Source organism: Kothea flammea (genome assembly GCF_052161645.1).
Classification (GTDB): Bacteria; Planctomycetota; Planctomycetia; order Pirellulales; family Pirellulaceae; genus Laterigemmans.
In genome coordinates, this window is the sequence record NZ_CP197414.1 from 6,201,336 (window position 1) to 6,225,251 (window position 23,916).

Below are 23,916 nucleotides of genomic sequence, written 5' to 3' on the forward strand. Positions count from 1 at the left end.
GCACAATCGCGCAAAAGAAATGAGGGATTTCCTCAAGTTTGCAGAATAAGTGGCTCCTCTAACAATCAAGGCGCTCTGTTTGGTCGTTGCTCCATAAGGTGCAATCGCCCTCTATCGCTCGCTTAGTGTGTCTTTCTGGGCTTGCCATTTCCGCAGACTAGCTGCATCGTCGGTAGATTCTGCAAGGCTCAACAAACGGTCGATCGCATTGTTGAGAAAATAGGAACGATCGGGATGTGGTCTCTTTGTAGCGAGCATCGCCTGAACAGCCGCTTCAAGGGATTTGCTTGCCTCGTCATACTCCTTAAGCCCCAGCTGCGCTTCACCTAATTTCGACTGGATTGTATGGGTATTCCAGTCGTCGGGTGCAACAGAATTTCTAATTTCGTAGGCTGAAAGAAGGGTACTTGCGGCTTGTGCAAAATCTCCTTCAGCTATAAGTTTGGTACCCACCGCAGCAAGATACGTCGACTTATAAAGCTGTGTTCCCGGACTCTCCTCGCCGAATTCAGCTTGCACCAACTCGTACCGACGTTTGAGTAATTCCACGGCGCGACCATGGCTTGAAAGTTTCTCGCAGACCTCTGCTAGTCTCAGCATCGTCGCAAGAGTTGCTTGACTCGACGGATGAAGCGTTTCGACTTGACAGGCAAGTATTTTTTCGAAGACTTCACCAGCTTTCGGTACGTTTCCGGAAAACAAATATACTTTGGCCAACCGGTCCATGTAGACAAGCGTGTTCGGGTCGTGCAACCCTCGCAACTTGATTGAAAGATCGGCCGCCCTCTCCAACAGCGGGATTGCTTCGTTGTTACGCCGATTCATCGCATAAATCATTCCCAGAGAGACCATCCTTTGGATGGTCCTCACGTCTTCCTCACCATGAGCAGCTTCCGTTATCTCCATGGCTTCACGCCCCAACTCAATCGCTTCGTCACTCCGTTTTGCATCATTGTATGCTGTCGCAAGATTCGAAAGTGTCGTAAGGGTCGTCTCGTTCGTGGGACCCAATGTCTTCTTCGTAAGCGGCAACACTCGTTCATAGCAACTGATGGCCGCCTCCGTACTTCCGATTTTTCGAAGGGCTGATGCATAGTACAGTGTGGCGTCAAGTGTGGTCGGGAAATCATCGCCATAATTCTCGGCCAAAGCGTCAACGGCTTCTTTCAACAGAGGAATTCCACGGTCAGCATCCTTCAAATCAAACAGGTGTTTTCCGAGTGTGAATTTGCCCATGATGATGTCCCCGGGGTAACCCTCGACCTGCATGCTCAACTTCAACGATTTTTCCGCCATTTCAATCGCACTTTTTCCATCTCCACGGACGGCATGCAAATTGGCCATTTCGCGAGTTGCCAATGCAGCAAAACGCGCGCTGTGCGCGTCAGCAGTCAGCGGTTGAGAAAGCGCCTCCATAATCAGTAGCTCAGCCTCATCAAGTTTCCCGGATAACAGGAGCGAAGTAATGAGACTTCTGCGTGCTCCCTGATAATTTTCTGACGCAACGCCCATTGCGTTTCTAAATCCTTGGACCGCTCTTTCCAGTAGCGGAATCGCACTGTCATCGTCCCCGTTGTTTTTATAGCTTGCGCCCAGAATCCAGCTGATTTCTGCGTCTACAAGAGGATCAAGATCTTGGCGGTTTGAAAGTTTCTCCGCGGCCCGGTCAACTAAATCTCCTAGAGTCGCATCAAACGGAACGATCCCCTCGTCCGCGGCTATGTCTCTCAATTCGCTGGAATGCGTTTGACTTGTGACTGATGTCAATCTGAGGAAGTCACTCTTCAAGAAATCGCTGATTCCCAATGCAAACTGTTTCTGTCTCGTCTCCTCCCGCTTTGCGTTGATAGCTTCGTTTCGCGCGGCGTCCGCGTCCGCTTTTTCTTGCTCAGCCGTCCTCGTTGCGGCATTAGCTTGAAGCAGGCCGTAACTTACGCCGACAATACCAACAATCAATGCAACAGTGACGGCTGCGATGGATGTCGCCAATCCACGGTTCTTAGCGACAAACTTTCGGATACGATAGGAACGCGATGGCGGGTGAGCCTCGACCGGTTCGCCTTGGAGGTAGCGATTGACGTCGTCGGCGAACTCACCTGCGGATTGATAACGTCGCGAACGGTCTTTCTCCAGCGCTTTCATCACGATCCAGTCGAGTTCGTTCTTCAACAAACTTCGAAGTCGCGATGGTTCAGTCTGACGAAGCGTTGCGGAAGACTCAGCAGTTCCCGAAGAAGAGAGCCGCAGCGAAGGGATGACTGGCTCCTCTTCCTTGACGATTCGAAGGGCTTCATCTAACGCTGCTTCCTGTAACTTCTTCGAATCGAAGGGCCGCAGGCCAGTCAGCAGCTCGTAGAGCAACACTCCCAAAGAGTATACGTCAGCGCGGGTATCAACGTCGTGTCCCCTGTATCCCGCTTGCTCAGGAGCCATGTACTCAAGCGTACCAACGATATCGCCCGCTCGCGTCGCCAACGGATCAGGTGTCAGTGAACCTGACAGCGCTTTCGCCAACCCAAAATCGATAACTTTGGGAACCGCGCGTCCATCAACTTCCGTAATCAGCACGTTTGATGGTTTGATATCGCGATGCAAAATCGCTTTTTGATGCGCATGGGATACAGCATTAGCAATTTGGGTGAAAACCTCTAGACGCTTTCGAATCGTCAGCCTAGCCTGATTGCAGTACTCGACCAGTGGCAGGCCCTGGACAAGCTCCATCACGAAAAACGGAAGTCCGCTCGGCGTCGCGCCAGCGTCGATAACCCGCGCGATGTTGGGGTGGTCCAAAACCGCTAAGGCTTGTCGTTCGGCCTCGAATCGCTGCAACACATCTGTCGTTTCACGACCGGTTCTTATCAGTTTTAAAGCGATTTCGCGTTTTACCGGTTCCGTTTGACTTGCGAGCCAGACCTCACCCATCCCCCCCGCGCCCAAACGCCTTATCAACTCATAAGGACCGAATTGAACTCCCGCTTCGCGGGTTTCCCTTGGATAGTCAACTACCTCTGAGTCCCCAAAGAGCGGACGGTCAATGACAAGAGCCGATTCCCGCTCATGTTGGTGAAAAAGCTCTAGCACCCTGTTCGCCAATTCAGGGTCGTCACCACTTTCGGAATTCAGAAAGGCCCGCCGTTGCACAGGATCAGAAATCTCCAGTGCTCGCATGAACAGTTCGCGTTCCATTCGAGCTGCTTTCCGAATTTGGTCGTTCGATGGCTCGGAGTTTCCGGCTGATGTCATGCTTGCCTCGTCGTTTGGCTATCGTCGGCAGAGATCGAAAGTTTTTTTGTCACTCAATGAGTCAATGCGATAAAGCGAGCGGAAACGCGCAAAATTCTTGCTAAACTATTCCTCAGCCAGATCTCTCTTCAGCCAACTCCTTGCGTAAGCCCAAAGCATATCTGCCTTACGTGGCGAACAAGCCAAGGCTTCGGCTGCCTGATTGTTCGTCATGCCGACAAAGTAACGCAGCTTGACAACGGTGGCTGCTTCCGGGTCTTGGTGTTCCAGGCGTTCCAGTGCATCATCAAGCTGAATCAATTCGCTTCGGCTTGCGGAGTCCACCAGCCATGATTCGACAAGCTCCAATCTCTTCGCTCCGCCTCCTCGCTTTTCGGCTCCTTTGCTTCGAGCATGCTCGATCAATATTCGACGCATGGCCTCGGCTGCCGCGGCGAAGAAATGTTCTTTGCCAGACCAGTCTGTTGAAATGTCTGTTTCCACCAATCGCAAATACGCTTCATGCACCAAGGCGGTTGGCGTGAGGGTGTGATCGCAGCGTTCACCCTTCATGCGGCTGGCAGCCAGAATACGTAGCTCTTTGTAGACAATTGGTAATAGTCGATTCGACGCGGCAAGATCGCCGCTTCGCATCTGCTCGATGATCTGGGTTACGTCATTCATGGGACTTTTTCCGCTTGCGTCTACCAGCTGGCAGCTTAACTTGGACATCCCGCTCATCTGCAACTGACGGATTCGCAAATTCCAGTCACCTTTGCAAAATGATAGCAGAACCAATTCAAGGTTGCGACAGTTTCTTCCCGTAGTGATGGAAAGCCCATGGGAAATGCCTGGTTTGTGGTGTCATCGCGTTTGTCAGGCGACAACTTGTTTCCCGAGCTACCTTCTACGGCGACACGTTGTTAACAAACTTATTTTTTCATGGTAACGCCCACGAGGGGGCGTTCGAGATGATTGGTGTCTTTTTATTTGCCGCGGGGATTTCAATTTACCAGCTTCCTCAACGACGCGCAGAACACTTTGTACGACTTGTCCGCAACGGAGACAGGGAACTGTTGGGCCAGCTATTTGCTAACGAGGAATGGACCCAAAAACCATCGTACACTGGCTTGGTTTCTGAAATTTCGGAGCAATGCGGACGGGAACACGAGCGCGATCAGGAATTGGAGCCTGACGACGTTATTGTCGATGTGGAACCGCAAAGCTTCCTAGACTATTGCCGCGGCTACCGTCGTGTTCGTGTGGGATACACTTACGGTAAACAAGCCGTGTTCCTGCTGACTGTCTACGGAATACACCGCGATTATCTGTACGAGCCGTCGTGTTGTGTACAGTACATCGATGAATCACAACCGTAGAAGCGATTGAGTCACAAGTGTCCTCTTTCGCTCCGCGAAAGAGGCGTTTGCTTGGGCTTTCGAAGTGCTTAGGCTTACTTCAGCAAAGGCAGATAAGCGAACCCATCAGCTTGCAAGTTAGCCAGCGACGTCAATGCGGAAACTGAGACATCGACAAAGACGACAACATCTTCCAACGCGGCCCCTTTGCTGATCAATGATTGACCGCAAACATAAATCTTGACGCCAGCCTCATGCAGCTTCTGCAAACAGTCTAAATTGGGGTTTCCTTGTGTGCCAAATTTTGCGCTGTAAGCATCAGCGTTCAGCACCGCTAAGGTAGCACCATCATGCAGTATCACGGCAATCTCGGCATTTGCCGGTTGGGCACCCGCCCCGGCGTAGATGTTGACATAGCGTGCGACCTTTTCAATGGCCGAGTTCAGCTTGTCTGGCTCCTCGCTTTTAGTCACATCCACACATAACTTTGCGCCTTCTCGGGGTTGGTGAGCCGCGTTGGGGAGTTGCACCACTTTGCCGTAACCATCGATTTTGGCGGGAGCCGGCATGGCAGGTTGGGAAGTTGCTCCGGGCACGGGATGGTTCTTCCTGGCCTCATCGAAACCACGCTCAACAAAGGCGGACACCACTTTGGCGTGTGCTTTGATGAGACTAGCAACGTAAGGATCATCCGAAGTTTCGGTGACAATTACGCCTCGCTCGGTTTCCTCATGCTCCATTTTGATTTTATCGGTGTGACGAAATAATTCTGCGAACAGCGGATCACGTTGACGAATGGGTTGGCTGTTGACAATTCGCTCCTGCATCCAATGCACGTGCTCTTTAATTTTGTCGGCAACCTTGATGTCAGTCGATTCGGTCGTCGTCGTCACACCTTTTTCCAGCTCTTTAACTTGTCGTGTGATCAATTGATGGTTTTCCAACAGAAAATGGAAGACATCGCGATCTTCGTCATGCCGCTCGTCGTGCATCGGTCCAGCACCAGGCCCACGACCAAAGCCAGGCCCATTCCCTGGACCACGACCAAAGCCTGGACCACGACCAAAGCCTGGACCACGACCAAAGCCTGGACCACGACCAAAGCCTGGCCCGCGACCGGGGCCGGGACCGCGACCGAAGCCGGGACCGCGACCGGGGCCCTGCTCTGCCTCCGGCCCTTGCTGGCCATCGCTTTGACCAGCAGTCGGGGGTTGCTGGGTAGCTGGGGATTGCTCTGAGGGAGCGTCCGAACTGCCATCTTGAGCCAGGCTGGGCAAACCGAGCAGTATCGCCGCCCCACAAACTAGGCTGGAAAAGAAGAAACGCTGGTACATCGAAAGGTCTCGTATACAAATGGGAGGATGAGCGGAAATTAGAGAGTTATTTGTTAGCAACCATCTGGAAACGGATAAGAGCCGCGGCTACCGCGCAAACGGCTCTCATTCATAAGTTTGGTTCATCAGGAGACAGCCCCTACGGAGCAGGTTGCCGCGATCGGTGCCCCGGGCGTTTGGGAAACCGGCAAACTGGCGGCCGACCAAGCGTTAAACCCTCCCGACATATTAATTACATCGAATCCGGCGGACTGCAACACGCTGCTGGCGATCGCTGACCGCACGCCCGATGCACAGTGTACGGCAACCGGTCGGTCGCGGGGGATTTCCGCGAGGTGCTGAGGCAGTCGTCCCAGAAAGATGTGCCGAGCTTGCGGAATATGGCCCTCGTTCCATTCTGTTTTGGCGCGGACATCGACCAAACTAACCTGTTCATTGGCGATTCGCGCGGCCAACTCTCGTGGAGACTCGCTGCGATAGCCGCCAGTGAGTTGTTGATCATCGATGACTTGGCTGCCACGAAAAGCGCCGGCGACTTCATCAACACCAATTTTTTGCAGCACGCGAACCGCTTCATACAGTTGCTCGGGTTCGGCAACCAGATACACGGGCTTGCTGTAATCAACCAACCAGCCAGCCCAAGTGGCCAAGTGAACCAGTGGGATATTGATCGCGGTGGGCAGATGGGCCTCTGCGAATGCCGTGGAACTGGAAAGATCGATCAGCGTCCCGTGCTCGCTGGCGGCGGCAAGTTCAGCTTTGGAAAGCCACTCAGTCTGCCCCGTTTGGCCCATCACTTTCGGACCTTCTTTATTAACGCGTTTCATCAAAGCGAAGTAGGGCGGTGCTTCGGGCTGGTCGGCGAGAATGTAATCCACAAACGACTGCTCGTCGGTAAACTGCAACGCTGGGTTGAATTGCTTTTCGTATCCGACCGTCGAGGAGGGGATGGCACCGAGTCCCTTACCGCAGGCGCTGCCCGCTCCGTGAGCTGGCCAGACTTGCAAGAAATCAGGGAGCTGTTTGAAGCGTTCGGCGGAATGATACAACTGGCGAGCTCCCGGTTCGGCTGTGCCCGCCAAGCCAGCGGCTTCTTCCAATAAATCGGGACGCCCGATCGAACCGACGAAAATAAAATCGCCCGTAAAGATTCCCATCGGTTGATCGGCACCGCCACCTTGGTCGGTGACCAAGAAGGAAATACTTTCCGGCGTGTGCCCCGGCGTGCTGACGACCTCGAATTTGATCTTCCCCAGCGAAAAGGTATCACCGTCCTTGACGAGCTGGGCATCATAAGTATCGAGATAAAGATACTTCCATTCGGCCGGTCCTTCATCAGAAACATATAATTTGGCCTGGACACGTTCGGCCAGCTCGCGAGCGCCGGAAACATAGTCGGCATGAATATGCGTTTCCGCCACGCCGACAATCTCCATCCCTTCCGCGGCAGCAGCCTCGATATACTGCTCAACGTCACGGCCTGGGTCGACAATCACAGCTTGTTGGGATCGTTGGCAGCCTACCATATAGGAAGCATGTGCCAGAGCTGGATCATAAAAGTATTTCAGCAACATGGTCTGGTTTCCTGTTAGTTTCTTGTTTCAGTGAATTAATGGCGGACGAAATCCAGTTAGCGGTTTTGGCGCTAGCCACCGTTCCGTTGCAAGCGACTAGTTCGGTCCCATGCGGGAACCGCGGCTAGCGTCATTGCGGCTAACTAACCGCGGCTGACCTTAACTGGTTTGGCAAGTGGCCGTGTTTCCGGAAACTTGGTTCCAAGGCATCTTCGCCAACAGCATGCCCATACCGCAGGTATCAGTTACACCAGCGAAAACTAAGCCAGCTCCCACGAACCCGGAGAGCAACACAAAATATGGGTGCAAGGCGAGCGCCAAAATCGCTCCGATCAACACTAGTGAACCGGCGGCAATGCGAACCTGACGCTCCAGCGACATGGCTTTCTTGCCTCGCACCACGGGTAAACCCGCTTCGGTCCAGGCGTTGGTCCCCCCTTCGACGTTGATTACGTTGGTGTAGCCAGCGCTCAGGAATTGTTGGACCGCTTTGGTGGAACGACTGCCAGAGCGACAGATCACATACAGCGGCTGGTCGGCCATGCCGTTGCGAGCCGCCATAATGGCCTTTGGGTCGAGTGCATCGAGCGGTTGGTTGCGAGCGATTGACGCGTGGACTTCGCGGAATTCAACCGGCGTACGGACGTCGAGCAGGTCAACCTGTTGTTGTTGCTGTAGTTCAGCCAATTGGCGGGGAGTAATCGATTGCATGATAACTTGCTCCTTCGTTGGTATTCCCGAATATCATTAACTGGATAGCTCGGGAGATGGCGAGGTGTTGTGGTAAAAAAAGTTGAGTTAGCGGTTTATTGCGATGGCCGGCTCAGGGCGAGTGGCTTGAGCCGGTCAAAAAACGAGCCTCGATACAGTGCATTAAGCTCTCCAAGTGCGTTTCGGCGACAGCATAATAGACGAATCGCCCCTCTCTTTGGCTGGAAAATAATCCGCAGCGCTGCAACAGCCGCAAGTGTTCCGAGGCCACGTTGTCGGGAATTTGACAGTCGGCAGCCAATTCACCCACTGTGTATTTGCCGTGCAGCAGTAACTGGATCATCCGCAACCGCACCGGGTGGGCGAGAGTTTTCAGGCATTCGGCCGCCTGCTGGAACTCGGCGGGACCACCGGGGGGCAAGCGAGCTGTGTTTGGTTTTGCGATCATAATGTTTAACCTCTATAGGTCAATATATCGCAATAGCACGATGTGTCAATCCAGCAATTCGAGATTTTTTTGTCAGCGGCAAAGCACTGCAGGGGGTAACCGCGGAATCGAGCAATCTTGCTGGCGTCACTGTGGCCAGGTTTGCGGGCAGGGTTGGGGCCAATTCAACGGCGAACAGCAAGTGCATAGCAGGCGAATAGAAATGGCCAGCCGGTAGCTGCGGTCGCGGGGTCTGTTGTTACAATGCGGCCAGCGTGGACCGGCGTTGGCTTTGCAGCTTGCGGGTCTTTGCAGCTTGCTGGTCTTTGAACAAGCGAGCAAATTCGCTGGGTAATCTAAGGAGATAAGCACGATGAGCGTCGTTGGTCCGAGCACGCCCCGGGAGCGCGGCGAGTGGGTCGAAATTGAGTTCGACTGCTTGCCACTGCGGAGCGTGGGGGAGTTGGAAGTCCCGGTGGATGCGGCGCCGCGTTACGCTGAATTCGTGTTGCGAGTCGAGCGGGCGATCGAGAAGCACGGCACGATGAACGCTTACTACCTCCACCGCGCTCGCTGTGTTTATCACTTCACCAATGATCCCGGTTATGGACAGGTAGTTTTTGGCTTTGAGGGCACGTTGTTGACCGACGGGGCCGATCGGGGAGTGCGAGCTACTGACTTGCAAGTGAACCTGCTGAGCGAAACGTGTGATTGGCTGCACGAACCGATTGTGCATTGGCTGATGGAATGCGTGCCGCGCGCGGTGGCTGTCGAATTTGGTCGTTACGTAGCGGCCGGTGATTTGAGCAAGACAGAAGCTCGCTTGAAGAAAATCCAAAGCGAGATTGAGCAATCGGGTGGTTATTTGGGGATGTATCTGTAGTGACTCCGTTGTTACCGGAAGTTGCATCGTTGGCCACAGCCGGCTCGCTGGTGCGAATCCCTCCCGAAATGGATGTGCCGATTTCGCCCCGCGTGCGCCAGATCATTGATAGTCTGCCAATGCGACGCTTAGGGCGAGTTAGCCAGTTGGGGTTGGTCGCGTTGGTCTATCCCGGCGCGGTGCACTCGCGGTTGGAACATTCGCTGGGGGTTTATCGCAACTCATTGTTGGTCGTCAGTCAGTTAGCTCGCGATCCTGGCTTCAGTGAGTGCGTCAGCGGTGCGGAAGCCGAGGCGTTTGTGTTGGCCGCTTTGGTTCACGATCTTGGGCACTGGCCTTATTGCCATCCGATCGAGGATATGCGGTTAGCGGAAGTGCCCCGTCATGAAGCGCGGGCCAGGCGGTTGATCACAGGTTCGGAACTGGGGCCGTTGATCGAGCGGGACTGGAACTGTGGCATCGAGCAGGTGTTGCGGATTTTGGAAAAGACACCGCACAATGACGCGGAGCGATTATTAGCCAGCATGCTCAGCGGGCCGCTGGACATTGACAAATTGGATTACCTGGTTCGCGACAGCCTGCACGCGGGGGTGCCCTACGGGCGCAATTTCGACATCGGACGGCTGATCGGAGCTTTGCGAGTGCATCCGCGGGAACCCAAATTGGCCCTCGGAGACAAAGGGCGGACGGCGGCGGAGATGATGGTCTTTGCTCGTTACGTGATGTTCAGCGAAGTCTATTGGCATCACGCGGTGCGAAGTGCCACGGCGATGTTGCAGCGAGCCGTCTATTTGCTGCGCGACTCGCTCGATTTGACCGCCATGTATGACTTGGACGACGCCGGTTGGGTGGCCGATGTGCAGCGGCAAGCGGCGGGGACCATTGCTCAGCCGCTGCTGGACGGATTGTTTGGGCCGCGGAGAAAACTATACAAGCGAGTTGCCCAGTTCAACGTGCTGGATGACCCCCAGCGTCACGCCCAGATTGCCCACCGCCCTTATCCCTGGTTGACCGAGGCTAGTGGTTGTTTGGCCGAGCGAATTTCGCAGCGAACGGGGTTATCGGTGGGGCCGGCTGACGTTTTGATCGACGCTCCGCCCGTAAAGCTCGAAGTGGACATAAATATCGACGTGATTTCGCCGACTCAAGAGGCTCGCGCTTTGGGGCAAGTTTCACCGGTCGTCGAGGCCTTGGCGAACCGACAATTCGATAGTCACGTCAAACGGGTGCGGGTATTTGTCCCCGACGAAGTGCGGCAGCGACTTCCGGGCGGGGCAATGCCCCCCGAAGACATGGATTTGCTCAATCTGTCCTGAAATTTCACGAGTGTGTCAAAACGCACAGCGGTTCGACTTGTCGCACTGGAGAAATGATGGATAATAGTGAAGCAAGAAGGTTGAACAGGAGCGACTGGCTCTTTGGAGGGTCAGTCGGCACCTTGCTCGATATGTTCCCGATTTACAAGAAGGGTACCAGACGATGGCAGTCAAGCTGACCGAACGAGCGGCCGAAGAGGTCAAACGATTTCGTACTGAGCACAATTTTGATGACTCGATGTTTCTGCGTATCGGCGTGGCCGGTGGTGGTTGCAGCGGTTTTAACTATACGTTGAATTTTGACGACAGCTTTGATGATAAGGCTGATTCGAAGTACGAATTCCACGGCGTGCCGTTGGTCGTCGACAAGAAGAGCGCGTTGTATCTCGATGGCACCACCGTCGATTGGTTTGACAGCTTGGAGAAGCAAGGTTTTACCTTTGACAATCCCAACGCCGTCAAGAGTTGTGGTTGCGGTAGCTCGTTCTCTGCCTGATTCGAGTGCAACGCTCGCTACAGATTGTCGGCATTGGAGACGACGGGGTTGCCTCGCTGACGGGGCATGCGCGACAAGCAATTGAGCGGGCCGAGGTGTTAATCGGTCCCCAATTGCTGCTCGACAAAGTCCAGTTCGGCCCCTCAACCCGTCGCGTCATCGACAGCGACTTGGATGCTCTCCGCGATCTGTTGCATGCTTTTGATGACCAACAAGTGGTCTTGTTGGCCAGTGGTGATCCGCTCTTTTACGGCATCGCCCGCTTCGTTGCCGAGATTGTCGGCAAGGAGCATTTAGAAGTTATTCCGCATGTCAGCAGCATGCAGCTGGCGTTCGCTCGCATCAAAGAGAGCTGGGACGACGCCTATCTGACGAACCTGGCAAATCAGCCGCTCGATCGTGTGGTGGAGACCATTCGGTCCGCCGACCACGTGGGGCTGTTTACCACCGAAGCGATCACTCCGGCGGTTGTGGCGGAGACGCTGCGAGACCGCCGGATTGATTACTTTACCGCCTACGTCTGCGAGAACTTGGGTTCGCCCGACGAGAAAGTGACGCAGGGAGATTTGGCGACCATTGCGCAGTCAACGTTTGGCCCCTTGAACGTTATGATTCTGATTCGTCACCGGGGAGCCGCTGATCGTCCGCGAGCGCTCGTGGGCGTGCGAAAATTTGGCAATCCCGACAGCAGTTTTTTTCAATCGCGACCCCATCGCGGACTGCTGACACCGTTGGAAGTGCGTTGCGTAGCGTTGGCGGAAATGGATTTGAGCGACAGTAGCATCGTCTGGGATGTTGGCGCGGGAAGTGGCAGTTTGGCGATCGAAGCCGCTCGGCTGGCCAGCCGCGGACAGGTCTTCGCGATTGAGATGGACGCGGTTGATTACGGCTTGATGGTTGATAACGCCAGCCAGTTCGATTGTCCCGCGTTGGTGCCTATTCATGGTCAAGCTCCGCAGGCCTGGGCCGATTTGCCCGATCCGGACGCGATTTTTGTCGACGGTGCCGGCAGGTCAGTGGCAGAAATCGTGGCCTCGGCTTGCCAGCGTTTAGCGACCGGCTCCCGAATTGTGGTCAGCGCCGCGAGCATTGATAACTTAGTGGAAGTTCGCCGTGTGCTGGCCTCCGAGGACATCAACTTCAGCGTTCGCATGATCAACATTTCGCATGGGATTGATTCGCTGGGCGAACTGCGATTCGAAGCCGCCAACCCGACCTATTTGCTATCGGGTTGCCGAGGGTAGCAAAGATCAGAGGTTCGCAACGGGTAACCGCTGCGGAAGGGTTGGCGATAGCCGTGCGGGGCTGATAGGCTGTAAAGCGGAAGCCGAGTTGCCGATCATGCTGTGATTCTGCACGTTGTGAGTACGAGAAACCTCTTCGCCCCTGGCCCCTCCGAACATGACGCACCCACACCCATCCCCCAGCGCGATTCCCAACCTCGTTGAGTACTCCGTTGCGCAGCGGCGACGTTGGTTTTTTCAGCAGTGCGGTGTCGGTTTGGGAGCGGTTGCTTTGACCCAACTGGGGTTGGCAACTGCCAGCGGTGGGCGGCCTGACAATGATCCGTTGACACCCCGCCAGCCCCATTTTGCGCCCCGCGCCAAACGAGTCATTTTCTTGTTCATGGCCGGGGCTCCCAGCCATCTGGAGATGTTTGACTTCAAGCCCAAGTTGGCGGAGCTCGATGGTCAGCTGCCCCCCGCCGAATTGCTGGATGGCTATCGGGCGGCTTTCATCAATCCCACCAATAAGTTGTTGGGTCCAAAGTTCAAATTCGCCCGCCACGGTCAGAGTGGGGCGGAGATCAGCGAGTTGTTGCCATATACGGCGAAGGTTGCCGACGAGTTGGCGATCGTGCGTTCACTTCGCACTGACGCCTTCAACCACGCGCCGGCTCAGATTTTCATGAACACTGGTTCGCAGATTTTCGGACGCCCCAGCTTTGGTGCTTGGACGACTTATGGGTTGGGCTGTGAAACCGATCAACTACCGGCCTTCGTCGTGTTGCAGTCGGGCAGTAAAGGACCATCGGGCGGCAACAGCAACTGGGGTAGTGGATTTTTACCGACGGTGCATGCCGGCACTCCCTTCCGCAGCAGTGGCGATCCGGTGATGTACCTCTCGAATCCACCCGGCGTGGACCGACAAGCCCAACGCGATTCGCTCGACGCCATCAATCGGCTCAATCACAAGCAACTTGCGCTGACGGGTGATCAAGAGATTGCCACGCGGATCAGTAATTTCGAGATGGCATATCAGATGCAAGCCACAGCCCCCGAGCTGATGGATCTGAGTGGTGAGACTCAGGAGACGCTCGATCTGTACGGGGCCGAGCCGGGAGCCGCTTCGTTTGCCAACAACTGTTTGTTAGCGCGGAGGTTAATCGAAAAGGGTGTTCGCTTTGTCCAGCTATTCCACGAGGCGTGGGATCAGCATGGCAATTTAACCAAGGATATCCAACGCAATTGTCTGCACACCGATCAGGGTTGTGCCGCGTTGGTGAGTGATCTCAAGCAGCGGGGCTTGCTGGATGATACGTTGATCATCTGGGGAGGCGAGTTTGGTCGCACGCCAATGGTCCAGGGTGGCAATGACGGACGTGACCACCATCCCAATGCCTTCACAATGTGGTTGGCCGGCGGCGGTGTGCGCCCCGGTGTCACCTATGGTGCGACTGATGATTTGGGATTCAACGTTGTCGAGAATGAAGTGCATGTGCATGATTTGCATGCCACGCTGTTGCACTTGTTGGGTTTTGATCACGAGCGTCTGACTTACCGTTTTCAGGGACGCGATTTTCGTTTAACAGATGTGCATGGTCGAGTCGTACACGATTTGATCGGCTAGACAGGGACTTTATTTGTGGACGAAGAGCTACCGGGCTGGCCGGCCGAGACCGAAGAGTTACCCGAGTTAGAAGTTGAATTACCCGCGATGAGTGGTTCACGCGTGGCGATCGTTGGGCGCTTGGGGGGAGTCTCGCGGCGGGAAGCGAGTCAGTTGTTACGCAACCAAGGCGCAATCGTTGTCGACGCCGACGATCCCGATGTGAGTTTGATCGTGATCGGTGCGGAGGAATCCCCGTTGGCCGAAGCCGAATTGCTCAGCGAAGCGGCGCGACAGCGGGCCGCTCGGGGCGATATCGAAGTCATTCATGAAACCGATTTTTGGCAACGGCTAGGATTGGTGGAAAGGGAGTTGGCCGTCAAGCGTCTCTACACGCCGGCGATGCTCGCCGACCTGTTGCACGTCCCCGTGCGGGTAATTCGCCGTTGGCATCGTCGCGGCTTGATCATTCCCGTTCGCACCGTTCACAAGCTGCCCTATTTCGATTTTACCGAAGTCGCCACAGCCAGGCGGCTGGCCGAGTTGGTTGCCGCCGGTGCCACAGCCGAAGCGATTGAAAAGCGGCTCGATCAACTCGCCCAAGTGCTGCCCGATGTGGACCGCCCGCTGGCTCAGCTCTCGGTCTTGATCGAGGGCAAGCAGATTTTGCTAAGACAGGGCGAGGGGCTGATCGAACCGGGCGGGCAGTTGCGGATCGACTTTGATGCGCTCGACCAACCGCAGAGCGACGAAGGCGTGGCTGCGGGCCCACCGATCTTAGTCTTTCAACCACGTCGCGAACCCGAATTCCCCTTGCCCGAACAAATCGAGGAGGAGGACGATACGCTGTTGTTTAGTGCTTATGAAGCCGAGGATGCGGGTGAGCTGGAAATCGCGGTCGACTATTTCCACGCGATCCTAGCTCGCGATGGGGCGCGGGCCGACATTTGTTTTCAGTTGGGTGAATTGCTATACCGCATCGGTCAAGTGGAAGCGGCTCGGGAGCGTTACTATATGGCAATCGAATTAGACGACGCGTTTGTGGAAGCCCGCGCTTCGTTGGGCTGCGTGTTAGCCGAAACGGGACAGCGAGATTTGGCCGTGGCGGCCTTCCAGGGTGTGTTGAAGTTGCACAACGATTACCCCGATGTGCATTATAACTTAGCGAGAACACTGGATGATCTCGGTGACGAAGAAGCTGCCACCATCCATTGGCAACGCTTCCTACAACTCAGCCCCAACAGCCCCTGGGCGGAAGAAGCCCGCCAACGCGTCGGCAGTTTTTAGGTTGATATGCGAAAAGCCGGCATTTGATATGTCGCGCCGAATCGCCTAAAGGCTACACACCAGCGCACGCTGGTGTCCCGGCTTTAGCCGGCCGTTACTATTTCCTCCGCAACCTTAGTTCTAGCACGCCGTCGACATCGTTCACTGGATAATCATGCCCCGCTAACGGCGCAACTAAGATATCAACAGCGCCGCTGGCCGTGACTTGCCCAATCCACTTCCTCGGTCCTCCGCCGCCCATTGCCGCCGTGTCTTCAGTGCTCTCGATGGACGCAGGCCTGCCTCGTAGGCCAACACGAAGGCCGGGACAAATTGCAGATAGGCGGTCATACTTGCTCCCACAAAAAACCTTACAACCGACGCTCACCGGAGGGGTGCTAATAAAAAAAGGGGGACAGCTAGATTTTCTTTTTTTAAGAAACGGCGAGCGAAGAATCGCCAGAACAAGTTGAAGTGAAAATCACTCAGTATCGCCCAATTATTGGCTGAGGCGACGCAGGATCGTTCGCTGTTTTTCCGTGGGCGAGTTACCTGGACAGCAGTTCCCTGGCGGATTTTTTTGCCCTAAACGGAAAAAATTCCCTGAAAGTTCCAAGGAGCATCTGGCGGGATTACGGAGGTTATTGCTGAACGAAACAGCAATTTCAAAGCCGAAGCCTCTATATGCAAGATCCTGGCGACCCTTCCGAACCAACCAGAACCTTTGTTGGCCATCTAAGCGAGCTGCCGGGTTCGTTTGGGGACCATGCTTTCCCCGTTATTTCGAACTATACGATCCAAGCGTGTATTGGCATGGGGGCTTTCGGTTGTGTCTATCGCGCCGAACGCAAATCAGATCAAGCGATTGTGGCGATTAAAGTATTGCAGCCACGAGGGCAACTGACGGATGCCATTCGAGCTCGATTCCTTCGTGAAGCCACGCTGCTTTGCCAGCTAAATCATCCGCACATTGTGCCCTTCCGCGAGTTAGGGATCACCGGTGAGCAGCTCTACCTTGTGATGGAGTATGTCGACGCCGTTTCCTGGCGAAGTTTAAGCCAAAACATGGGTTCAGCTAAACGACTCAGCATCGTGTTTGGAATCATTGCTCGTTGCCTGAATGCCTTAGTCTACCTGCATGAAAAAGGGATGGTTCATCGCGATCTCAAGCCCAGTAATTTGCTGATCGAGAAACGCGACAAAAAGCTGCACGTTTTTCTCGCCGACTTTGGGTTGGCCAAGGACTACCTGCAGGCGGGCCACAGCGGAGTCACCAGTGATAACGAAATCGCCGGCACGCTGAGCTACTTGGCTCCGGAATTACTGGCCGGTGTCAAGTATTACCTCCCAGAGAGCGACCAGTACGCGCTGGCAGCGACCTGTTATGACATGCTCAGCGGCCGGCCACCGATCATCATGAACTCTTCCGCCAGCGCGCTGGCGTTGATTCGCAGCCATCACGTACCACGTATCGAATCACTCGTGCCGGAGGTACCGAAAACGCTAGCCGACTGGCTCCACAGAGGGTTGAGCACCGAGCCTGGCAAGCGTTTCTCATCCACATTTGAGATGCAGCGATCCCTACGGATCTTGCTTCGTCGTACCACGTAGCAAGTGAGGAAACCAACCATGAGCAAACTCAAGACCCACTGCACTCATTGCGACCGCGCACTCCAGTTGGACATGAAGGCTTTGGGTAAACGCGTGCGCTGTCCTCACTGCCAAGCAGTTTTTAAAATCGCCAACATTGCTCCCTTGGGCGATCTGGACGGCACCGCGGAAGAAGAGGTGCTCGTTACTCGCAGCGAGCCGACACCCGAGGAGGCCAAGCCCCAACCCGATGAACTCGCGGTGTCAACGTCCAAGGCTCAAAGTGATGAGGTTGCGGAGGGGCAGTTTAACCAAGCCTTTTCCGTCGCCGAGGACTCTTCCGAAAACGAACTGGCAAACACTCCAGAAGAGATGATTGGCCGGTACCAGATCAAACGTGTGCTCGGACGGGGAGCCTTCGGTGTGGTCTATGCCGCCCATGACGAAGTCTTGCATCGAGAAGTGGCAATCAAGCTGTGTAGCCGTGAGCGAGTTGACGCCGAGGACGGCGGTGAGGCACGGTTGTTGGCCGAAGCCAGGACGGCCGCCCGCCTGCGGCATCCTAATATTGTCGCGGTGTTCGAAGCTGGCACCCACAATCAGCAGGTTTTCATTGTTTCCGAATTGGTCACCGGCGAGACGTTAGCCGACCGCATCAAAGCCAACCCTATCCCACAACGCGATGCCGCCGTTATCGTTCGCGATTTGGCTCGTGGTCTCGACTACGCCCATCAGCAAAACTTAGTACATCGCGATATCAAGCCCCAAAATGTGCTGATCGATCGCGAAGACCGGCCGCAAATCACTGATTTTGGACTTGCCTTCGATCGCAGCGATGAAGAGCAATTTCGCGAGCATGCCTACTCCCATTCCGGCACATTGGCCTACATGGCTCCCGAGCAAGCGGGGATCACGGGTGTCTCCGTTGGCCCCGCGGCTGATCAATATGCTTTAGGAGCAACTCTATTTGAAATGCTGACTGGGCAACGGCCTCATCAAGGCAACACGCTGGAAATTCTACAAGGGTTGGAGGCCAAACATTCACCGCGCGCCCGCCAGGTTAATAATAAGATTGACTTTGATCTGGACGCGGTGTGTGCGAAGGCGATGTCTCATGAGGCGTGGAGACGTTACAACAGTTGCGAAGATTTCGCACGAGATCTCGAGCGATACTTGGCTGGAGATCTGATAAAAGGACGTCGGATCGGGGTGGTCGAGCGTGTTCGGCACTTCTCCAAACGCCGGCCGCAGGTTGCCGCGTGGATTGCCGCGGCGGCGGCAATGATCCTGGCGGTATTCGCCTATACGACGACCAGCGCCGTGCGCAACATCATTGCCGTGCGAGAACTGCGGTCGGAAAAAGCTCAGCAGGCTGAGGAGAATGGTCGCTCCGCACGGCAACTGGTCGGTTTCCTCAGCGGTCAACCCCAAGCCGCGCCAACGGCAAACATCAATCGCACCATTGCGATACCGCAAAACCCCAGAGAACTGGCTGGCTGGGTCGCTTATTCCCGCAAGCTCCACAAAGCATCCCGCAGCCTCTCGCAGCTAGAGCTGGAACACAGCAGTCGCTTGCTGGGTGAAACGCAGGATCCCTATCGCGATTGGGAACACCGTTTTCTCGAGAGCGCCAGCGGACAGCCCTATGTCGCGTGGCCACTTACCCAGGGTCAGCGAGAAACTATTGACAATCTCATAACTTTTCCCGACCCGGCCTTGATTGGTATTCATACAGGATCGAGTGTCAGCATCCGCGATTTGGCCAACGGTCAAGAAGTGGCAGCCACGACGCTGGACTTCCAGTCGACAAAGCCGGCCGATTACAAACTTTTCCCACTGCGAAACCAACCACTGTTCGTGCTGGCTGATGGCGACACAATCCGTTTCTGGGACTACCAACAATCGCAAGACAATCCGCCGTTGCAAATTGATAGTCCGACTCGCATCCTCGCCTTAACCAACGACGATCGCTGGCTGTTGCTGGAAAAAACTCTGCCCTCATTGCCGGGGGAAAATAATGAGTCGCAACCCTCCTATGCAGCCGAGTTATGGGATTTGCGGCAGCGTGAAAAGGTCGTCAGTATGCCGGACTATTTGTTTCGGCAAAACAAAATGAATTTCTCGCAAGCCGTTGGCCCCCCTGCCGCAGCAGTCATGCCCGACGCCGGCATGAGTCGCAGCGGCAATGTTTCAGCGGTTGCTGCCTCGGATAGCAGCTTCTTCCTAATCGCTGCGGAAAACATGCTGTTTCGACTATCGCTGGAAACATTACTCGATAATGAAACGCCGCCGGAAAGTCGACAACCGGAGTTAGTTCAGTTGCCGGTGGAAGGCGTGACCCGTATCCTCACGATGACGCCGGACCAAGCTGGATATATCTGGATCGACGACCAAGGGAATTACCAGCGGCGACACGCGATGCCTCACGGTGGTTGGCAAACAACGCTGATTGCCGATCCCAATCCAGTTAACTCCCAAAGTTCGTGGAATGCTGGGAAGACGCGTGTTGCCACATCCACCACCCCCAGTGGTGATGCCTTGTTCGCCAGCAATGACGGTCGCCAGCTCAAATTGTCGGGGCCGAGCGGAAAGCTGCCTTTAAGTCAGAGGTTTGTCTACGGAGACAAATTCATTTCTCCGGAGTTCTCGTCCAATGGACGGTATCTGATTGCGGCTGATGGTCAACAACTTAAAGTCTGGGACTTGAACGCATTGCAACCGCCGGCAATTTTGCAAAGTGAAACCACGGTTTCGGCGATGGCGCAATCCCCTGACGGGCGCCTGGCGGCGATCGCTCACCTCGATGGTCAAGTCGACCTCTGGAATCTTGAGTCGGATCGTTGGGTGTGGAGCTTGCCGGGAGACGATGTGCAGATGCTGCATGCGGTTGCTTTTCATCCCACACAGCCGGTGGTGGCGATCGGGGGAAGTTACGGGGTGGTGCAATTTGTCGATGCGTTAACGGGCAAGGTAATGAATGCTTGGCCGGCGTTGCCAGCCGCCATCAGCACGTTGCAATTTGCTCCCGACGGGGAAACGCTGGCGATCGGATTGTCTGATTCACCCCCAACTAAGCCGGGGCGGGCAGAACAGGCTCCCGCACCAGAACCTATTCCCGTGGAGTCAGTCACAGTGGGGGAAACTCAAAACGCGACGCAAACCCGCTTGGTCGCTTTCCAGAACACGCAGCAGAATGCGCCGCAGCCACAAATTGAGGCCAACCTGTTGTTCGTTGACACGCGAAATGGCCAGCCGCTCGGACAGTTCAAGGCGCATCAGTACGGCGTCACAGCTTTAGACTTTTCACCAGACGGATCGCGACTGGTGACCAGCGGCGAGGACGGCCGCGTGGCCCTGTGGGATGTTGATCGAGCATCGCTGATCGCCGACTACAATTGCCAACCCGGGGGCGTGCCCAGTGAATTGCAATTCTCCCCGGATGGTGAACGTGTAGTGTTTGTGGTTCAAAACGGAGCGGTAAATGGTCGGATGAAATGGCTCCTTGAGACGAGGATAGAAACGCTTTTGGTAACAAAGGTGCGTCAGGAAATGCGCACACGCGAGGTAACAATCCAAAAAAAATTCACAGTGGCGGAAATTGTCAACCTTGCAATTGAATATGAGGGCGAGTTATCCAATAAAGAGACTGTGCTTACCAGAACCCGCCTGGTCCCAGCCACAGAAACTCAAAGCTATATGGTTTGCGTACCTTACACCGAAGAAGTCCAGAGAACTTACAGCGTTCGTGTGGGTTACCTGGAGGTTCCCTCAGTTACCAGCGGTCCTTCGCTAGACCAGCAATTACCGCTTACCCCGCACGTCGTCTCGACTCGAGCTGCAGATTTGACCGAAGTATCTCGCTGGTATCCGGAGGGATCGGCAATGCCAAAATCACTCAGTTACGCGGCCGACGGCAAGCGAGTTTACGTGACCACCGACCAAGGCGTCAGTTCACTGCATCCTGAGTATTTCTTTGAACTGGCGGAACTGAGGCCTGATAACTCACCAGGCTCGGCGATCCGCTGCGGTAAAGTCTTGTATAACTCCAGATACGGCAAACTGTTGGTCTCGGGAGCCGCGCAACCGGCGAATAATTTTCGCACCGAAGAAAACGTTTTCCTGCTCCGCCCCCAAGAGCGGCGTGTTGAAGATGCGATCCGAGTTGCCCTCCGCCGAGCTCCGATTCGCAGCGGCCAGCCTGAAATCGTTCAGGCAACAAGCACACCCGAACAAGCTCTCTTAGCCGAGAGCGTTTCCGATGCGGTCGCGTCGCGAAGCGATCGCCCCAACCCTGAAGACATACAACCTGCTGGAGAGCCCGATGGGAAGTTTGACCCTTGGTCGGGGGTTGTCATCGGGATCCCTCTAGATCAACCAGTCGAAACTCCCGATGCAGACAAGGTGAAATCGGATCGACTTGTCTTAGCTGACACCTCGGAATCAACGACCTCGATCGTGCTCAGCCGCGCGGAACCAACTCGGGTGAGTTCGCCGCAGTTGCTGAACAATGATCGTCCGTTCAACGCGGGTACGACTTTCGAGGCTAGTGATTATCTGCCCGCCCCAGCCGGTTCCATGTATCAATATGATCTTCCCGCTGGTTGGGCCAGCTTTCATACCATCTTCGCACTCGACAGCGAGGTGGCAGCGGGAGCCGCGGTGTTCGTCATTCGCGGCGATGGGCGAACGTTGTATCGATCTCCGATCATTCGCGATCAAAAGCTGCACGGGATTCGACTGGACGTTCGCGGAGTCAAACGGCTGGAATTAATCTCTGAATATATCGATCGGGGACGCGTGCGAGGTGTGGGTGCCTGGATCCAGCCCCAGCTGAAGCGAGAGCTCGAAAGCCCCAGTTATGCGGTTGAATTCGACGAGCTGCGGATCACCGGAACCGAATTGGACTATTGTGAAATTCAATTGTCCAAAGAGGGATTGAAATTAAATGAGCTTCGCTACACCGACCCCACAATTCGCGTGAACGGTTATGTTTGGAAACCAAAATCCCAAGCTGTTCTGCCGAATCGTGATACGACTAAGTTTATTTCGGATGCCGCGAATTTCAATCTAGCACGAATTCATACTTTACGAATTGGCGACGGCGGAAATCTGATTTCCAAGGTCGAAGATCAAACGATCACGTTGCGTTTCTCCAGGCCAGCCAACGGCAGCACCGATTTTGAATGTGTGATTCAAATTCCCCGTCGCTCGGGCCCCGAAGCCGACGTTTCGCAATCCAACAGTCAATTGGTTTGGGCGGCGCCCTGGAAAGTAGCCGGTTTTGCGCTACCGGAAGATCCCGACCAACCACTGCCAAAAGAAATTCCAATCAAGACGATTCGTCCCTTCAACGTTTCCGAACTGGAGACGATCGATTGGAATTGGCCAGAGAAACGAACCGCCTTGAGAAATACCCCCGAGAATCGCTATGCGATCGTGGGTCAACGCCAATTCAGCACCGATGGCGGGAGCTTTCGCATGGAAACGCTTGGCGATGATGCGGTCCGCGTGCGAGTCAACAACCAGGTCGTGATTGACGATTGGTCGCTGGGGGGAGTTCGGCAAAACGCTGTGATGATGCAATTACCCCCAGGCGAACACATCGTTCGTTTCGAGCAGTTCAAACCCAGAGGCAAAAGTCGCTTGCAGGTTTCGGTGCGCTCGCTTGAGAAGCATCAGTTTACGAGCAAGGTCACCGAACCGCGCCCAATGGAGTTCTGGGGCAACTTGGGTGACCAAACACAAAGGGTTGAGACGCTTGCGAATTACCTCGACCGGGAGATCGCCGAGCAACTTCGAAAAAGAGGGGTCGAGCTTACTGTCCGCACGGCGGATGGCAAACAGGTACGGTCATCGTCCAGTACAGAATTGCCTGAGCAGCCCTTTGTGGTACTTTCTCTCTGGGACGGTTCTAGCCAGAAAGGACGTTTCGATGATGAGACGCTTCAGACACTAAATCAACAAGGCATGCTCAATGAACTTGAGCAACTGGCGTCTTTTTCCAATACGTTAACGAGTGATGGTCTTAAGTGCCTAGTAGGGAATCGTTCGATCTCAAGGTTGCATTTGGGGGCAAAAGTACCTGAGCCTGTGCTGATTAGTTTACTCAGCAGCCTGCCAAATCTTCGGGAGGTTGATCTGCGAAATCCTCAATTGACCGATGTCGGGATGGAAGCAATTGCTCGTTTACCGCTGCAATACTTAAAGATCCCCAAGGCTCAGATTAGCGACGTAGGCCTTAAGCGACTACAAAACATGACCAGTTTAACCTCACTTGACGTCAATGGGACCAACGTTACGGAAGACGGACTCATGCAAGTGTTGCCAAAGCTGAAAAACCTACGGACGGTTTCCCTCGACGACTTGCCAGTTACCGACCGCACGATGGATGTCGTGGCCAAGTTGCCCCTTTCCGGCACGCTAAGCCTAAAAAACACGATGATCACTGATGCTGGTTTAAGCCGTTTCAGAGACATGAAAGTCAGTTCCCTCGATTTGTCAGGAACGGAGGTCAGTGACGAAGGCATGCGATATTTGCAAAACGTTTTCAATGATTCAGGAAATTTCACACTTTCGCTTGCTGGTACTAGGGTTACGGACGCGAGTCTTAAATATTTGGAAGGCAAGCCTTGTTGGAACTTGGATCTTTCCAATACCACGGTCGGTGACGGTGGCATTGATTCATTGCGGAAGCTCAAGTCGCTGAGGTATTTGACCTTACGAAATACGCAAGTTTCCCCTGCTGGGATTAAATTACTTGAAGAAGCGTTTCCGGAAGCAAACATTTGGAAATAAGCAGGAGGTGGCTGTTTGTGTCGGCGGAATTTGCTCTGCTGCGGCTCAATGGGTAAACTTTGAAGAATCGCGACGCTCCGGGGATTGCTCGCGAGCCGGTACTAGAAATCATGTG

Annotated in this window: 16 protein-coding genes; 9 read left to right on the plus strand and 7 right to left on the minus strand. The window is 54.7% G+C overall.

The genetic code is table 11. The features are described from left to right. Window positions 1-111: 111 nt before the first annotated feature. Window positions 112-3,186: a protein kinase domain-containing protein gene (locus SH139x_RS23095; RefSeq protein WP_488352121.1), complete on the minus strand. Its 3,075-nt coding sequence runs from the start codon at window positions 3,184-3,186 to the stop codon at window positions 112-114. A 162-nt stretch (window positions 3,187-3,348) separates the two neighbouring features. Then, window positions 3,349-3,906 carry an ECF-type sigma factor gene (locus SH139x_RS23100; RefSeq protein WP_488352122.1) on the minus strand — a complete coding sequence of 186 codons (558 nt, stop codon included), beginning with the start codon at window positions 3,904-3,906 and terminating at the stop codon, window positions 3,349-3,351. Window positions 3,907-4,142: 236 nt separating this feature from the next. Between SH139x_RS23100 and SH139x_RS23105 the strand changes: the two genes are divergently transcribed. Beyond that, window positions 4,143-4,601: a hypothetical protein gene (locus SH139x_RS23105; protein WP_488352123.1), complete on the plus strand. Its 459-nt coding sequence runs from the start codon at window positions 4,143-4,145 to the stop codon at window positions 4,599-4,601. Window positions 4,602-4,675: 74 nt separating this feature from the next. On the opposite strand, the gene SH139x_RS23110 is transcribed toward SH139x_RS23105, so the two are convergent. The 4 genes from SH139x_RS23110 to SH139x_RS23125 form a co-directional block, all read right to left on the minus strand. After that, a complete protein-coding gene (locus tag SH139x_RS23110) occupies window positions 4,676-5,914 on the minus strand; it encodes a DsrE family protein (RefSeq protein WP_488352124.1) in 1,239 nt (412 codons plus the stop codon). A gap of 125 nt (window positions 5,915-6,039) precedes the next feature. After that, window positions 6,040-7,488 (minus strand): MBL fold metallo-hydrolase, encoded by a 1,449-nt coding sequence (locus tag SH139x_RS23115; protein WP_488352125.1) that lies wholly within the window; start codon window positions 7,486-7,488, stop codon window positions 6,040-6,042. 159 nt (window positions 7,489-7,647) lie between these two features. Then, the gene (locus tag SH139x_RS23120; protein WP_488352126.1) at window positions 7,648-8,199 is read right to left on the minus strand and encodes a rhodanese-like domain-containing protein; all 552 of its coding nucleotides are present in this window, start codon (window positions 8,197-8,199) and stop codon (window positions 7,648-7,650) included. Between the two features lie 112 nt (window positions 8,200-8,311). Next, window positions 8,312-8,647 carry an ArsR/SmtB family transcription factor gene (locus SH139x_RS23125; protein WP_488352127.1) on the minus strand — a complete coding sequence of 112 codons (336 nt, stop codon included), beginning with the start codon at window positions 8,645-8,647 and terminating at the stop codon, window positions 8,312-8,314. A 352-nt stretch (window positions 8,648-8,999) separates the two neighbouring features. Here SH139x_RS23125 and SH139x_RS23130 point away from each other — a divergent pair, with 352 nt between their 5' ends. The 6 genes from SH139x_RS23130 to SH139x_RS23155 all read left to right on the plus strand — a co-directional run bounded on the left by SH139x_RS23130 (window position 9,000) and on the right by SH139x_RS23155 (window position 15,437). Then, a complete protein-coding gene (locus SH139x_RS23130) occupies window positions 9,000-9,509 on the plus strand; it encodes a hypothetical protein (RefSeq protein ID WP_488352128.1) in 510 nt (169 codons plus the stop codon). Beyond that, window positions 9,509-10,825 carry an HD domain-containing protein gene (locus SH139x_RS23135; RefSeq protein ID WP_488352129.1) on the plus strand — a complete coding sequence of 439 codons (1,317 nt, stop codon included), beginning with the start codon at window positions 9,509-9,511 and terminating at the stop codon, window positions 10,823-10,825. The genes SH139x_RS23130 and SH139x_RS23135 overlap by 1 nt, the downstream gene beginning before the upstream one ends. A 163-nt stretch (window positions 10,826-10,988) precedes the next feature. Next, on the plus strand, window positions 10,989-11,321 hold the full coding sequence (locus SH139x_RS23140) for a HesB/IscA family protein (RefSeq protein WP_488352130.1): 333 nt from the start codon (window positions 10,989-10,991) through the stop codon (window positions 11,319-11,321). Window positions 11,322-11,326: 5 nt separating this feature from the next. Next, complete coding sequence (gene cbiE, locus SH139x_RS23145; RefSeq protein ID WP_488352131.1) at window positions 11,327-12,565, plus strand: precorrin-6y C5,15-methyltransferase (decarboxylating) subunit CbiE; 1,239 nt, start codon at window positions 11,327-11,329, stop codon at window positions 12,563-12,565. 157 nt (window positions 12,566-12,722) lie between these two features. Then, on the plus strand, window positions 12,723-14,171 hold the full coding sequence (locus tag SH139x_RS23150) for a DUF1501 domain-containing protein (RefSeq protein ID WP_488352132.1): 1,449 nt from the start codon (window positions 12,723-12,725) through the stop codon (window positions 14,169-14,171). A 15-nt stretch (window positions 14,172-14,186) separates the two neighbouring features. After that, window positions 14,187-15,437 carry a MerR family transcriptional regulator gene (locus SH139x_RS23155; protein WP_488352133.1) on the plus strand — a complete coding sequence of 417 codons (1,251 nt, stop codon included), beginning with the start codon at window positions 14,187-14,189 and terminating at the stop codon, window positions 15,435-15,437. 174 nt (window positions 15,438-15,611) lie between these two features. Here the strand turns inward: SH139x_RS23155 and SH139x_RS23160 are convergent, their stop codons facing one another. Beyond that, complete coding sequence (locus tag SH139x_RS23160; RefSeq protein ID WP_488352134.1) at window positions 15,612-15,767, minus strand: hypothetical protein; 156 nt, start codon at window positions 15,765-15,767, stop codon at window positions 15,612-15,614. 333 nt (window positions 15,768-16,100) lie between these two features. Between SH139x_RS23160 and SH139x_RS23165 the strand changes: the two genes are divergently transcribed. Beyond that, on the plus strand, window positions 16,101-17,027 hold the full coding sequence (locus SH139x_RS23165) for a serine/threonine protein kinase (protein WP_488352135.1): 927 nt from the start codon (window positions 16,101-16,103) through the stop codon (window positions 17,025-17,027). Between the two features lie 18 nt (window positions 17,028-17,045). Continuing rightward, a complete protein-coding gene (locus SH139x_RS23170) occupies window positions 17,046-23,801 on the plus strand; it encodes a protein kinase domain-containing protein (protein WP_488352136.1) in 6,756 nt (2,251 codons plus the stop codon). The last annotated feature ends 115 nt before the right edge of the window (window positions 23,802-23,916 follow it).